Origin of the sequence: Pseudomonas sp. CFBP 8758 (assembly GCF_014841725.1) — a bacterium.
GTDB classification, from domain to species: Bacteria; Pseudomonadota; Gammaproteobacteria; order Pseudomonadales; family Pseudomonadaceae; genus Aquipseudomonas; species Aquipseudomonas baltica.
Genome location: NZ_JACYUK010000005.1, coordinates 33,869 through 48,711, shown reverse-complemented (window position 1 = coordinate 48,711; position 14,843 = coordinate 33,869). Strand labels below are relative to the sequence as shown.

General features: G+C 59.6%; 9 protein-coding genes. 3 read left to right on the top strand and 6 right to left on the bottom strand.

All coding sequences use genetic code 11. The features are described from left to right. Positions 1-67: 67 nt before the first annotated feature. Both IFT75_RS12030 and IFT75_RS12025 read left to right on the top strand, forming a co-directional pair. Positions 68-1,078, top strand: coding sequence for a hypothetical protein (locus IFT75_RS12030; protein WP_192054978.1), 1,011 nt, complete (start codon positions 68-70; stop codon positions 1,076-1,078). Positions 1,079-1,236: 158 nt separating this feature from the next. Continuing rightward, on the top strand, positions 1,237-2,304 hold the full coding sequence (locus IFT75_RS12025) for a hypothetical protein (RefSeq protein WP_192054977.1): 1,068 nt from the start codon (positions 1,237-1,239) through the stop codon (positions 2,302-2,304). A 180-nt stretch (positions 2,305-2,484) separates the two neighbouring features. Here the strand turns inward: IFT75_RS12025 and IFT75_RS12020 are convergent, their stop codons facing one another. After that, positions 2,485-3,753 carry an MFS transporter gene (locus IFT75_RS12020; protein WP_192054975.1) on the bottom strand — a complete coding sequence of 423 codons (1,269 nt, stop codon included), beginning with the start codon at positions 3,751-3,753 and terminating at the stop codon, positions 2,485-2,487. Positions 3,754-3,939: 186 nt separating this feature from the next. On the opposite strand from IFT75_RS12020, the gene IFT75_RS12015 reads away from it, so the two are divergent. After that, positions 3,940-4,710: a ParA family protein gene (locus tag IFT75_RS12015; protein WP_122479774.1), complete on the top strand. Its 771-nt coding sequence runs from the start codon at positions 3,940-3,942 to the stop codon at positions 4,708-4,710. A 319-nt stretch (positions 4,711-5,029) separates the two neighbouring features. On the opposite strand, the gene trxC is transcribed toward IFT75_RS12015, so the two are convergent. The 5 genes from trxC to IFT75_RS11990 all read right to left on the bottom strand — a co-directional run bounded on the left by trxC (position 5,030) and on the right by IFT75_RS11990 (position 14,436). Next, a complete protein-coding gene (gene trxC, locus IFT75_RS12010) occupies positions 5,030-5,473 on the bottom strand; it encodes a thioredoxin TrxC (RefSeq protein ID WP_122479773.1) in 444 nt (147 codons plus the stop codon). 163 nt (positions 5,474-5,636) lie between these two features. Then, positions 5,637-7,082 (bottom strand): protein adenylyltransferase SelO, encoded by a 1,446-nt coding sequence (gene selO, locus IFT75_RS12005; RefSeq protein WP_185794779.1) that lies wholly within the window; start codon positions 7,080-7,082, stop codon positions 5,637-5,639. 26 nt (positions 7,083-7,108) lie between these two features. Next, positions 7,109-10,489, bottom strand: a complete 3,381-nt coding sequence (gene mscK / locus IFT75_RS12000; RefSeq protein ID WP_122479771.1) for a mechanosensitive channel MscK — start codon at positions 10,487-10,489, stop codon at positions 7,109-7,111. A gap of 254 nt (positions 10,490-10,743) precedes the next feature. Beyond that, positions 10,744-12,417, bottom strand: a complete 1,674-nt coding sequence (locus IFT75_RS11995) for a M60 family metallopeptidase (RefSeq protein WP_192054973.1) — start codon at positions 12,415-12,417, stop codon at positions 10,744-10,746. Between the two features lie 276 nt (positions 12,418-12,693). Next, positions 12,694-14,436: a potassium/proton antiporter gene (locus IFT75_RS11990; RefSeq protein ID WP_122479769.1), complete on the bottom strand. Its 1,743-nt coding sequence runs from the start codon at positions 14,434-14,436 to the stop codon at positions 12,694-12,696. Positions 14,437-14,843 lie beyond the last annotated feature (407 nt).

Genomic DNA, 14,843 nt, shown 5'->3' with positions numbered 1-14,843 from the left:
ATTGACGTGTTGCGAAAGACTGCTAGTTTAAACGTTGCGAGATAACTGAAATAAATGGAGTGATGTCATGACTGATGATTCCAGTAAGGCCGACCCCGGTTTAGGGGCGTGGATGGAAAAGTTCAGTGTTGCGGGGCTTAATGTCAATAAATTGTATCCTAATGGTCGACAGCAGCTCGAACTCACCATCAAACTTAAAGCAGACCCTGGCATCACGTTGTCACCTGCTGAATTGGCCACCGTTCGGCTGTCCGTACTTAACGATGAAGGCGCAGTGGTCGACGTGCCGGAAGTCGTGGGCGAGCCTGGTAACCATATTCAGGGCTGGTGTTTTTCAAGAGTAGAGAATGAGTATGATTGGTACCCGGGCGCTACACGCCTTGCATCATCCGAGGCCCGAGACAACCCCGAGCTTACTCGCCGGTTGTATTTGATGAACAAGGCTGGACGAGCCAGGAGCCACCAAACGTTTTATTTGAGTATGACCCGGATCATGCAGGATGAGGCAGGAAAGGAGGTGCGTTACGATTACAGCACAGCCAAGCATGCCAGCTTCAATACCAAAGTGGAGTGTGCAATTGAGGAGATCCCGGAATTTATTGCACCGCAACATTACCAATTTGAGCTTGAGCAAGTGTCAGGTTCGGAGGAGGTGGGTATCCGCCAATACCACCTGATTGCCTTGTTCAACGGCGCCCTTTGCCATTTCCGCTCAGCGCATATGATGCCCGCCGGTATGATCCAGTGGTCGGATCTCGATCCTACCTCAACAAGGGCATCGTTGGTGGGTTACGCCAAGCCTGTAGCAACTGGGCAGGCCGCGCCATTGATCTACAACACCAATATCAAGTTAGGCAATTTCAAGCCTGCGGTGAACGCCAGTCGTCCACGGGAGGGGTACGTTACGTTCAGCTTGCAAAGTAGCAATAACATACCGTTTGATCGAAACAGTGCCTTGCAGGAAAAGGGGCCGTGCATCATTAAAGCTGTGGATCGGTACGGGAATGACCACCAAATTGCCTTGAGTTTCGGCGACGGCACCCAAGGACGTTTCGAACTGAAGATAGCCAATGGGTAAGTAGGGCGCTAATGCCTTGCTGCATGGTTGATCCGGGAGTTGATGCAAACATGCCCCCGGTCTAAAGCCGGCCATACAGTCTTCGACATGGCGCTTTGTGTGACGTTTACACGATGAGCTGACACATCCGTGTTGGCACTATTGCAGGTAAGGTAGTCATGAATAAGTTAAGGAATAACGTGAGCGCCTCTGCTTGGCGATCCCTGACACTTTTCGAAGTGTATGTAAATTCTGTCGCAGCCGGGGCGGCCTCGCTGTACGCCAATGGGCGGCAGCAAGTGAGGATCGACGTGCGATTGCAAGCCAGGGACTCAAGTAATGTAATTGTGAGTTTGACCGCCGATGATTTAAAAAATCTTAAGCTCATAGATGCAGTGACCATGAGTGATCTTTCTAGTGACACGGATTACAGGTCGGCACATCGAGAAGAATATGAAATTTACCACGGTTCTTACTTCGCTGCCCTGCAACCGTCAGTGGAATCGGTAGATGCTCCATGTCTACTATCTAGTGATATGACGAGCGTAATTCGGTCAACCGGAATGGGTGAGGTAGCAGAGGAAACTTCAACAACTGACGAGCGCGATCAGGGGCTGGGCTATCAAGTGGTCACCTATTGGCTCAGCACGACAAACCTCCAACCACGCGCCTTGGCTGCCTATATCCATAAAGGATCAGATGTGGTTTATACCACGGCCAGTAGCACACATGACCCTGTTAGCGGGCAGTTTAGAAGTATTGTGAATATAAGGCCGGTGCGTCCAATAAGCTATACTACGGCCGACTGGGTTTCTAGACGTGTCGATACAGTCGTCAGTAATCCTGATTTTGACGTGGATTTGTATTACACGAAAATTAAAAACGAAATTCCGAAGCATTACGCAATGAAGTTTGTCGGTTGTATTGTCGGCAATATTGCTCTGGACGGATGGTTTTACTCCATCCGAAAATCGGACCGGAATAAAATTCACTATTTTTATGAGCCCACCCCGCCGCGGCAAATTCTTTACACCTCGATCGGTGAACCCCACAGAGTTGTGCGGTTCAGGGTAAATGACTATACGGCTGTCGGTGAAGTGACTTCTGCACGAATCATTGATGTCTCGGCGCATCAGTATGGGAGAGGCGATGTCCTTAGTGTCTTTCCTATCGATAGCCAAGGAAATAAGCATCATCTGAAGCTGCAGGTCACCAGTGACGGTAATGGGCATTTTCCTGTTGCATGATGGGCACTTGGGTTCACTCGATGTCCTGCCCTGACTGTTCTACAGCAATTAGCAGTTAGGATTGGAGCATCGAGCGAATTCCAGAAGCGCCATGAGCTTGGGCGGGTTGAACCTGAAAAAAAATTGGTAGCCAGAGACGGAATGCCTGCTGGCGCTCCGATCCTTGTAGGTACCGCCCGATTACGCGTTCGGCGCTCTAACAGGCTGCAACTTCGCCAGCCTCGCCGCCACCACCAACGCCACCGTCAACAACCCCGCAATGAACCCGCCCACACCCGTCCAGCCACCGTAGTGCCAGGCCATCCCTCCCGCCGTCCCGGCGACGCTTGACCCCGCGTAATAACTGAACAGGTACAACGAAGACGCCTGCCCCTTGGCCGTCAACGCACGCCGTCCGATCCAGCTGCTGGCCACCGAGTGCGCACCGAAAAAGCCAAAGGTGAACATCAGCATCCCCAGCAGGATCACGGGTACCGGATTGAACAGGGTCACCAGCAGGCCTGCGAACATCAGCACGATGCTCATCCAGAACACCCTGCGTCGGCCATGCTTGTCGGCCAGCGAGCCCACCTGCGCCGAGCTGTAGATGCCGGCCAGGTACACCACCGACAGCAGCCCCACCAGCGCCTGGCTCATGTGGTAGGGCTCGGCCAACAGGCGGTAGCCAATGTAGTTGAACAGCGTCACGAAGCTGCCCATCAGCAGGAACGCTTCGAGAAACAGCCACGGCAGGCCGGCATCCTTGAAGTGCATGGTGAAGCCTTCCAGCAAGCCACGTGGGTTCATCTTGCGGGGGCGGAAGTTACGCGATTCCGGGAGGATCCTGACGAACACCGCCGCTGCGACCAAGGCCAGGCCGCCGACCACCAACAGCGCGGTGTGCCAGCTGACGAAGTCGATCAGCACGCCGGTGATCAGGCGTCCACTCATGCCGCCGATGGCGTTGCCGCCAATGTACAAACCCATTGCCAGACCGATGTGTTGCGGATGAATTTCCTCGCTCAGGTAGGTCATGGCTACCGCGGCCAGGCCGCTCAGGCTCAATCCGGTCAAGGCGCGCAGCAACAGCACGCCGTCCCAGGTGGGCATCAAGGCACTGCCGAGGGTGCACAGCGCTGCGCTGAACAAGGCTGCCACCATCACCGGCTTGCGTCCGACACTGTCGGAAATCGGCCCGGTGATCAGCAATCCGATGGCCAGCATCCCGGTAGCCACCGACAGCACCAGGCTGCTCTGGGCGGCGTTGATGCCGAACTCGTGGGACAGGATCGGCATCATGGGTTGCACGCAATACAGCAGGGCAAAGGTGGCGAAGCCGCCGCTGAACAGGGCAAGTACCGTGCGCAGGAACTGCGGGGTGCCTTTTTCGATGTACTGCTCGTTGAACTGAGCGGCGTTTTGATGGGAGGTATCAACAGCTTGCGCAGCAGGCGCGACAGCAGTTTTCAAGGTGACCTCGGGAGGGGGGCGGCAGGAGTTGAAAAACTATATAGCTGGCTAATGATTTCTGCCAACACTAGCACCCAGACTGCAGGAAATTGTAGGAAAAATCCGAGAATGAACGTCCCGGCGCGCTAGCAACTGTAATATTCTGGCCGCTACACTCGAGGCTTTGCCTGTCATGGAGGGATATAGATGCGGCGCGTGGTGTTCAATCAGAAGGGCGGCGTAGGCAAATCCAGCATTGCCTGCAACCTGGCGGCCGTCAGTGCCAACGAGGGCTTTCGCACGTTATTGATCGACCTCGATGCCCAGGCCAACTCTACCCAGTACCTCACCGGGCTGACGGGTAACGATATTCCGATGGGCATCGCGGACTTCTTCAAGCAGATCCTGTCGTCGGGTCCGGCCAGCAAGAAAGGCAAGGTGGATATCCATCAAACGCCCTATGACAACCTGCATGTAGTCACGGCTTCGGCGGAGTTGGCTGATCTGCAGCCCAAGCTGGAAGCCAAGCACAAGATCAACAAGCTGCGCAAACTGCTCGACGAGCTCAGTGAAGATTATGATCGGATCTATATCGACACGCCGCCGGCGTTGAATTTCTATGCGGTGTCGGCGCTGATCGCTGCGGATCGGGTGTTGATTCCCTTCGATTGCGACAGCTTTTCCCGGCATGCGCTCTATGGTCTGCTGAGTGAAATCGCAGAGTTGAAAGAGGACCACAACGAGGGTCTTGAAGTCGAAGGTATCGTTGTCAACCAGTTCCAGCCTCGGGCCAGCCTGCCTCAGCAGATGCTCGACGAACTGATCGCCGAGGGCTTGCCCGTGCTGCCGGTGTATTTGAACAGCTCGGTCAAGATGCGCGAGTCCCATGAGCTGAATATCCCGCTGATCTACCTGGACCCGCGACACAAGCTGACCCAGCAGTTCGTCGAGCTGCATGACCTGCTCGAACAAGCCTGACCTCCCACCCCTGTGATCGACTGTGGGAGCGTTCTGCGGCCGCGAATCAGGCACCGCGATCTGCCTGATCCACCGAGGCGTTCGCTGACGCGGCTTGCGCCGCTGCTACATCGCGATCTGCCTGATCCACCGAGGCGTTCGCCGACGCGGCTTGCGCCGCTGCTACGGGCACCGCGATCCGCCTGACCTACCGCGCCGTTCGCTGACGCGGCTTGCGCCGCTGCTACACGCGCCGCGATCAACCCAATGGCGGGCCTTGCTCAATCCCCTGTAGCAGCGGCGCAAGCCGCGTCCGGCCTCGATGCGGTGCATCAGGTTGCTACAGGTTGGCGATACCCTGGGCACCGAGCCAGGCCAGCAACTGTGGCAACGGCATCGCGCCGCTCTGCCGCGCCACTTCTCGACCATTCTTGAACAGGATCAAACTCGGTATCGAGCGGATGCCAAGCTGCGTGGACAGCTGCGGGTTGGCCTGGCTGTCCAGCTTGGCCAGTCGGCATTGGCCCTGCAGTTGCTTTGCCGCCTGCTCGAACACCGGTGCGAAGGATTTGCATGGCCCGCACCAGTCGGCCCAGACGTCCACCAGCAGCGGCAGATCGCCCTTGATCTGGCTGGCATAGTCGCCTTGAGTCAGCTCGAAGGGTGTATCGAGCAACACCGCCGCCTTGCACCGCCCGCATTTGGGCTGGTCGGTCAGGCGCAAAGCAGGAATGCGATTGAGCCCGTTGCACTGCGGGCAGGGGATTACCAGTGAGTCGCTCATGTCCGGCTCCGATTTGAAAGATGGCCCGTGCGTATCTGGAGGCAGAAAGATCGGTTATCAACCCAAGCGCCACAGCCTACTCCGTAGGAGCGGTCATCGGCCGCGAAGGGCAGGATGCGGTCTGCCTGATGCACTGCGGTGCAGCGTTCGCGGCCAGTGTTGCTCACGACGAACAACTAATCTCCAGATGCTTGCCCCACTCCGGTGGCCGTTCGGCGTAACCTTCCATGCCCGGCTGCGCTTCGAATGGATTGCAAAGCACCTGGTGCAGGCGGCGCACCTCCGAATAGTCACCGTCTTCGGCCGCATCGATGGCTTTTTGCGCCAGGTAATTGCGCAGGATATACAACGGGTTGACCTGGTTCATGCGTTCCGTGCGGCCTTCCACCACATCGCGCTCCATGCGCGCCTGGTAATCGCCTGCCCAGGCATCGAAGCCCTGGATATCGACGAAATCGTCGCGCAGCACGGCCAGCGAGCCATCCTCACCCAGGCGGCGGAAGAACAGGTTGTAGTCCACACCGCTGTTCTGCATCAGCCCCAGCAGACGTTCGAGCAACACCTTGTCGCCCTCTTCGGCCAGGGTGAAACCCAGCCGCCGCCGCATGATGTCCAGCCAGGCCGCCTCGTACAGTGGCAAGAACAACGCTAACGCTTCCTGCAGCGCCTCCACGCTGATCAGCGGCGTCAACGACTGAGCCAGGGCACTGAGGTTCCAGTGCGCCACGGGCACCTGGTTGCTGAAGCTGTAGCGGCCTTGATGGTCGGAGTGGTTGCAGATGAAATTCGCATCGAAATCGTCGAGGAAGGCGTACGGCCCGAAGTCGAAGGTAATGCCCAGAATCGACATGTTGTCGGTGTTCATCACCCCATGACAGAACCCGTAGGCCTGCCACTGGGCGATCAGTTCGGCGTTGCGCTCGACGACTTCGCGGAACATGTCGAGGTAGGGTTCGGGTTGGGTTGCACAGCCGGGGAAGTGGGCTGCCAGCACATGGTCGACCAGCTGTTTCTGCAGTTCGGGTTGGCGCGTGTAGTAGAAGTACTCGAAATGCCCGAAACGCACATGGCTGGGGGAAAGGCGCAGGAGCATGGCAGCGCGTTCCTGTTTCTCGCGCCACACCGGGGTGTCCGATGCAATCACGCACAGTGCGCGACTGCTGGGAATGCCCAAGGCATGCAAGGCTTCGGAAGCGAGGAACTCGCGGATCGAGGAACGCAGCACCGCCCGGCCATCGCCCATGCGCGAGTAGGGCGTCTGCCCGGCACCCTTGAGATGCAGGTCCCAGTGCTCGCCGGCCTCGTTGTACACCTCGCCCAGCAGCACCCCGCGGCCATCGCCCAGCTGTGGCGTGTAACCGCCGAACTGATGGCCCGAGTAGATCATCGCCCGTGGTTCGGTCTCGCTCCACAGTTTGTGCCCGCTGAACAGCTCGGCGAACAGTGGCGTCCGGGCGCATGCCGGGTCCAGGTCCAGCAGGCTCATCGCCGCATCGCTGGCTACTACCAGCCGTGGGTTGTCGATCGGCTCGGGCAGCACGTGGGTGGAGAAAACGTCGCCCAGGCGGGCGAAGCGGTTGTCGAAGATCAGTTCATCGAGGCCTTTCATGTGCGTTCTCCGTTGGCGCGGTGCGCTCAGTCAAGTTTCGAGGGCGGTGGCTTGGGTGCTTCCACGGCCTGGGGTGCGCTCGGTGGCTCGGCCGGCGCAGGCGTCGCCGCCGGCTGCAGGGTGCCGGCACTTTCTCCAGGCTCGGCGGGCACCAGCTTGTACTCGCGGCCGGTGGTGTTCTTCAGGTAGATCTCCATTTGCCGGAACGAAATGTTGATGTTCTGGCGCTTGAATTCCTTGTTGATGAAGCGGTTGATCTCGTCCAGGACCGGGTTGCGGTCACCCAGGTCACGCACGTGCATGCGCAACTCGTGGTCCAGGGTGCTTTCGCCGAAGTTGAGGAAATACACCAGTGGCTCCGGGTCCTTGAGCACCCGCGGGTTGTCCCGCGCAGCCTTGAGCAGCAGGGTGCGCACCAGGTCCAGGTCCGAGCCGTAGTCCACGCCCAGCTTCAACGTCACCCGGGTGATGGTGTCGGTCAGCGACCAGTTGATCAGTTGCCCGGTGATGAAGGTCTTGTTGGGGACGATGATGTCCTTGCGATCGAAGTCGGTGATGGTGGTGGCGCGAATGCGGATCTTGCTCACCGTTCCCGACAGGTTGCCGATGGTGATGGTGTCGCCGATGCGCACCGGGCGCTCGAACAGAATCATGATGCCGGAAATGAAATTGGCGAAGATCTCCTGCATGCCGAAACCCAGCCCTACCGAGAGCGCCGCGACCAGCCACTGCAGCTTGTCCCAGCTCACCCCCAGGGTCGACAGCGTGGACACGAAACCCACCCCGGCGATCACGTACGACAACAGCGTCGTGGTGGCGTAGGCGCTGCCCTGGGCCAGGTTGAGCTTGGACAGCACCAGCACCTCCAGCAGCCCCGGCAGGTTGCCGGCCAGCACGAAGGTGATACCGATGATCACCGCCGCACCGATGAAGTCGCTGAGGCTGATCGGCACCATGCTCATGGCCGCGCCGGTGCCGCTGGTGTACTCGTACAGGGTGATGTTGTCCAGATAGGCGAATACGCTGATCAAATCGCTCCAGACCCAGTACAGCGCGCCGATGAAGCCGGCCAGCAAAGCCAGGCGCACCAGGCGCAGGGACTGCTGGTTGACCTGCTCGATGTCCAGGGTCGGCTCTTCGGCGACGGCTTCGCCTTCGCCGCTGTCCTTAGCCGTCTGCCGCTTGGCCAGTGCCCGTTGGTAGGCCAGGCGCCGGGCGGCGACGCTCAGGCCACGCACGAATGCGGCTTCGATGACCAGCCAGATCATCAGCAGATACAGGGTGTCGATCAGCCGGTCGGTGAGCTTGAGCGCCGTGTAGTAGTAGCCAAAACACACAGCCACGAACAGCGCGATCGGCAGCGCGGTGAACAACAGGCCGATGGTACGGCGGAACAGCGAAGCGCTCTTGTGCGTCGGGCTGCTGACCAACAAGCGTCCCAGCAGCCAGGCCATCAACGCGTAGCAGGTCAGCACCACGGCAATGCCGAGTACGTCATCCGCCAGCGCCGAGGGTTGCAGTTCGGCCACCGCCACCACCGACACCAGCGCCAGCACGACGAAGCCCAGCCGGCGCACCCAGCCCTGGAGAAAGGCCACCTGCGCACGCTCCCAGCGAAAATGCAGCTCGGCCACGCCGCCGGGGGCGAGGATGCGATAGGCGGTGTAGAACACCAGCCAGGCTTGGGCGATCTGCAACATGGCCGCGCCAAGACCGGCATTCTGCCCGCGAGCATCGATCAGCAGGGCGTAGCCGCACAGGGCCAGGCCCAGGGCCATGGGCATGGCCAGCAGAATGTTGATCAGAATCGCCGCCGGTGTGTGCCATTGCCGGTCGCGCTTGAAGTGGCCGATGTCCTGATGGACCGCATTGAGCTTCTGGTAGAGAAACTTGCGCTTCCACTGCAGCAGGCCGATCACCAGCAGCAGGGGCAGGAACAGCAACGGCCGCTGCACCAGGCCATCGGTCAGTTCGCTTACGCTCGATGCCCAGGGCAGGGTGGTGACCTGGTTTTCCAGGCGTCGCGGCACGGCTTTGAACCACTCGTCATCCAGCGGCTTGTTACTGGGGATCCAGAACATCTGCTCGTCCAGCGTGGCACGCAGGCCCTGCGCGGTGCTGAGCAGTTGCTTCTGGTTGAGCTGCAGGGTGATCGACTCGTTGAGCAGTGCGCTCAGCTCCCGGTTCAGGCGTTCGAGCAGGTCGCTGCGGGTGACCGCCAACTCCAGCAGGCTTTTGCGCAATTGCGGCGCGTTCTGGTCCTGTGGCTGATTGACCATCAGGTTGTCCACGTACGCCGCCGGGTTGCCGATGGCTTCGCGCTGTTGGTTGACTTCGAACTGATAGAGGCGGATGTCGGCGATCTCGTCGGCCAGGTCGCGATCGACCTTCAAGTGCGGCAACGCCTGCTTCTGTTTGTAGAGAATCTTGGACAACAACAGGCTGCCCTTGAGCACGCTGATCTGCTCGTCCAGGGCCTGGTCGCTCTGCGTCACGCTGTCCAGCTGCTGGCGGGTCTTGAGGTTCTGCTGGGTCAGCTCGTTGAGCCGGTCGGTGCTGCGCAGCAGGTAGTCGGACAGCTTGACGTTGGTCGCACTCTCCGTGGCCAGCACGCTGCTGCCGCCGGCTTTCTGTGCTTCCAGCGACTGCTTGGTGACGGTTTCCTGGGACTGCGCCAGGCGCTTCTGGTTGATCAGCGTCTGCAGGTCCTGGATTTCCTGCTCCAAACGGGTGGTCTTCTCCAGCACCAGGTCGTGACGGGCATTGCCCAGGTCCTGCAGGGTACTGTTGCCGGCCAGCTCCTGGCGGCGCAGGTTGATCAAGGCATTGATCGACGCCTGTTCGGCCGCCAACTGGTTGCGCGTGTCGGGGGTCAGCGCCTTGCCGTCGTTCTTGCCCAACTTGAGAATGCCGCTGATCTGCTGGATACGGTTCTGGCTGGCGCTGATTTCGGTCTGCGCGCGTTCCGGGCGGGTCTGCGCGGTGATGATCAGGCTGTTGGCATCGGACAAGGCCTTTTGCAATTCGCCCTGCTCGGTGGTGCGCTCGCTGAAGATCTGCTCCAGCTGCGGCACGCTCAAGGTGGCATAGCGCTGGCTCACAGGGATGATCGGCATGCCCTTGAGACGGCTCAGCTCGCGCTGCGCCTCCAGGGTCTGCTTCGGCGCATCGGCCAGTTGCTGCTTGAGCTCGGCCAGCTTGCGTTCATTGTCGGCCTGGTTGCCAAGCAGCCCCAGGGTCTGCTCGAACACCTGCTGCAGCGCCTTCTGGTCGGCTTCTGGCAGCTTGCGCTCGGCGATCTTGTCGAGGTTCTGTTGCACCGTTTCACGGTTGAGGGGGTCGGCAGCCTGAACGCCGGCGACAGCCATGCACAGCCCCAGCAGGGCTGCGGAAAGAAAATTGCGCATAGGTTAGACGTCGTACAGCTCGAAGAGAGATGGGCAGTTTAGAGGAAGAGTCCAGGCCCTGGACCACTTCCTTCGCGGAATTTGACGCCCACTTTCATGATCCGGTTCCCGTGCATGACCGCATTGCCTGACGCAGGCCAGGCTATGTCATGTGAACAGTCCGGTTCATGCGCCTTCGGTCCGTCGCACAGTCTCGGGCGGGCCCGGACTGCGGCCCCGACCAAATCGCTGGAGCCAGAGCCCTTCGAGCCAGTCTAGGTACCTTTGAGCAGAGACGTGTCGCCGGGCGGCTCGGTGCCACATTCCGGCTCTTTCTCAGGGTCGGAGCTCGCACTCACTCCAGCCCGAGGCTCCCTGAGCGTCAGCAGATCTGCAGGCGGCGCAGGCAGGCGCATCTCGGCAATTTGCTGATCGGCTGCCGTTGAAAGAGGCATCCCCCAGGCGCGCACGAAGGCTCGCAGATCAGCCCAAGCGGCCATGCTCCCAAACAGTGCTAAGTTATCGAACGATTGGGCTCGCGAGGGCGTTGTGCTCCAAGGGCCATGCTCACGGGCAATCCGGTTCAACCGTGGCCAAAAAGCGTCGCCGAACCCGAGGCGTAGTTGCTCCAGGGCCGCCAGACGCTCGAACGCAGATAGCTGGGTTATGTCCAGATCAGCCGCGGCCTGCTTTTCCAGCGCATTGTCCCAGGTGTCCTTGCCGTTCGCGCCGGGGTGAGTCAGATTCGACCGCACACCGAATACCCGCTGGGTCGCCATGGCGAAGAGGTTGTTGGTCACTTCGCTGAAATCATTGGGCAGGTAGGCGCGCATCTGGTTCTGATGACCTATTTCGTGAGGCACTGCCCACTCCGCCTTGAGGCGCTCGGGTTCAAGCAGCCCTCGTGCATACGCCATGTTGTATGCCGTGTACCCGGTGGTGGCATGTGCCGATCCAGCGCCACCGTGGTTACCCAGTACAAGATGATATTTCAGCGGAGCCGGTGCATGAAGTTCTTCTGCCTTGTCCAGACCCAGTAACGTCTCTTGCACGTCAATGATGCGCTCGTAAGTTGCCATCAGCAGCGGTATGCCACTGTTCTTGTAAGCCTGCGCCGATGCCCGATCGACGGTCAGAACGACCCGGGCGCTGTACAACTCCACGTACGGGGTTGGCCGGGCGTCGAGCATGGCGTGATAGACCGCTGTCGAGGTATTGCCATGTTCGAAGTAGGGAAGTTCCTGTGCACCCAGAATAATGACATTGGCGGTGTTTATTTCATTGGCCAGTTGGAAATAGATGACCCCTCCACCAGGATCGGTAATGGTATTGGTGCCAAGTTGAAGGGGATAAATTCGTTGCTGGGAGTATTGCGTGTCCGTGTCGGCGTAAGGGGCGCCAATGAACAGGTTCATCGCGATGGGCGGGGTGTCCGTGTGTACTACGATCACTTTGAAAGCGCTATTCTTGGGGGCGTAGAAACCTGTTGGTTGCCGGTTCATCAGGGGAAAGCGCGTACCCAGTCGATACATGGCCGCGAAACGGTCCACGGTGGCCTCGAACGTCGCCCAGCGGTGCCTGCGGATGCCTATGGAGCCATCGCCCTGAGTGACCAGCCGGAAGCGCTGGTTCAAGTTGCCGGCCACCAGGATCTCCATGGTCGGTGTCTGATGGTTGAAGGTCAGCACGTACCCAGTCAGCACGGACTGGATCGATACGGTGTCATCCGAGTAGCGCCTGATTCGGAAACGTTGTGTGCGAACGTCTTCTTCCGGCTGCGCCCACAATCGAACGCCGTCGGAACTCAAGCGATAACGTGTATAGCGGTTTTGCAAGAATTGATCTTCACCAGCGTTCCCGGTCAACAGGAAACTTTGTGACTGGGAGCCGTTGTACAGTCGCGCATTTACCGCTGCGTCTTGAAAAGAAAGTACGGTATCCGGGAGCATGGGCTTGGCCTGATGGAAGTTGAGACATAATCAGGCTAGCAGGGCCAATGTAATGGTCGCGCCAGCGGAAACGGCAGAAACCAAAGGGGGAGGGGCGTCGCAATGTTGCACACTGTTCGCAACTTGCTGAGTAGAAAAGGTATTTCGCTTCAGTAGTTAAAGTTTGTACAAAGTTGGGGAGCTGAATGTTTTTTTACAGGATGAACGGTCGTATCGGCGTTGTTGAGTACGCAGACCGTTCATTCATCAGCAGGCTTGAATTCATTCGCCAGGAATTCAAAGGAAGAGCCCAGGCCCTGGACGACTTCCTTCGGGGAATCTGACGCCCACTTTCATGATCCGGTTTCCGTCCATGACCGCGACCGTCCAGACGGTGCCGTTCCATTCTACGTGGTCGCCAACGATCGGCGCGCCGCCAACCCGCTGAATGATGAAGCGGCTGAGCGGCATCTGCGGGTCGAGCCCATCGAGCTTGAGGCCGTAGAGCGCCGACACTGCGCCCAATTGCGCGTCGCCTTCGAGGACGAAGTCGCCGAAGAAACGCAGGTCCAGCCCGCGCTGCGGTGCCTGGCTGAACAGTTTGCCCAAGGCCGGCAGGTTGTGCTCGTGACCGATCACGCACAGCAGGTCGTCCACTTCCAGCACCGTACTGCCGGATGGGTGGAGCAATTGCTGGCCGCGGAACAGTGCGGCAATACGTGTGCCTTCGGGCATTTTCAGCTCGCGCAGGGCTGCTCCGATGCACCACTTTTCCGCACCCAGGCGATACACGAACAGCTCCCACTCGCTGGTGATGTGCACCTCGAGGGCCGAACGCGAGATCGGCGCGGGATCAGGCGGCACGGTGACCTTGAGCAGCTTGGCTACCCACGGCAGGCTGGTGCCCTGTACCAGCAGCGATACCAGCACGATGAAGAACGCCAGGTTGAAGAACAGCTGCGCATCCGGCAGCCCGGCCATCAGCGGGAACACCGCAAGAATGATCGGTACCGCGCCGCGCAGGCCGACCCACGAAATGAAGGCTTTTTCGCGGCCATGGAACGCTTTGAACGGCAACAGGCCGACCATCACCGACAGCGGCCGCGCGACCAGGATCATCCACAGGGCCAGGGCGAGCGCGGGCAGGGCGATGGGCAGCAGGTCGTGGGGCGTGACCAGCAGCCCCAGCACCAGAAACATGCCGATCTGCGCCAGCCAGGCCATGCCATCGAGCATGTGCAGAATGCCATGGCGGCTGCGGATCGGCTTGTTGCCCATCACCAGGCCGCACAGGTAGACAGCCAGGAAGCCGCTGCCGTGCAGCGCGTTGGTCAGAGCGAACACCAGCAGGCCACCGGCTACCACCAGGATCGGATACAGGCCGGCGGCCAGGTTGATGCGGTTGACCAGTTGCAGCATGACCCAGCCGCCGCCCAGACCAATCACGCCGCCAATGCCGAACTCGCGCAGCAGGTGCCCCAGCAGGCCCCAATGCAGTCCGGTCTGGCCGCTGGCGATCATGTCGATCAGGGTCACGGTGAGGAACACCGCCATGGGGTCGTTGCTGCCCGATTCGATCTCGAGCGTGGCGGTCACCCGTTCGTTCAGGCCCTTGCCGCCCAGCAGCGAGAACACCGCCGCCGCATCGGTGGAACCGACGATGGCGCCGATCAACAGCCCCTGGATCATGCTCAGGTCGAACAGCCAGGCGGCGACGGCGCCAGTCAGCGCGGTGGTGATCAGCACCCCCACTGTGGCCAGCGACAGGGCGGGCCACAACGCCACGCGAAAGCTCGATACCCGCGTGCGCAGGCCGCCATCGAGCAGGATTACCGCCAGCGCCAGGTTACCGACCAGATAGGCCGTGGGGTAGTTATTGAAGATGATACCGCCGCCGTCCACCCCGGCGGCCATGCCTACGGCCAGGATGATCACCAGAATGGGGATGCCCAGGCGTGACGACAGCGAGCTGACCAGAATGCTCGCACCCACCAGCAACGCGCCGATCAAGAACAGGCTGTTGATGAAGGTGGCATCCAAGGGCGGTACTCCGGTTTCTGAAAACGAGGTGAAAAGGCAGTCGCTCATGCAGGCTGCGTGCCAAGGGATAATAACCTGTGTAAATGCATAACTGTCAAAGCCTTGCGTGGAATCATCACACTTCGGCAGTGTTGCAGACGGGCACCAGCAGCCATGCTGTGGTGTTACGGGCAGGAAAAGTCCTACAGGACTTATGGATGCGCCTTGCATATGTGGAGGAGGGCGTTTGTAAGAATCAGCACCCTTTCTCCTTTCCAAGGGGAGTGCGTAGGTTTTTGTTTCGGCGTAGGAAGTATCGCGTGGATGTTTGGGAACCCTCTGTCGGACCGGTCTGTTTGCGCTGTAGGAGGATTCATCGGCAAGAGAAGGAAGCCTCCTGCTAGGTGGGCCAATCATGCAAGCAGTGC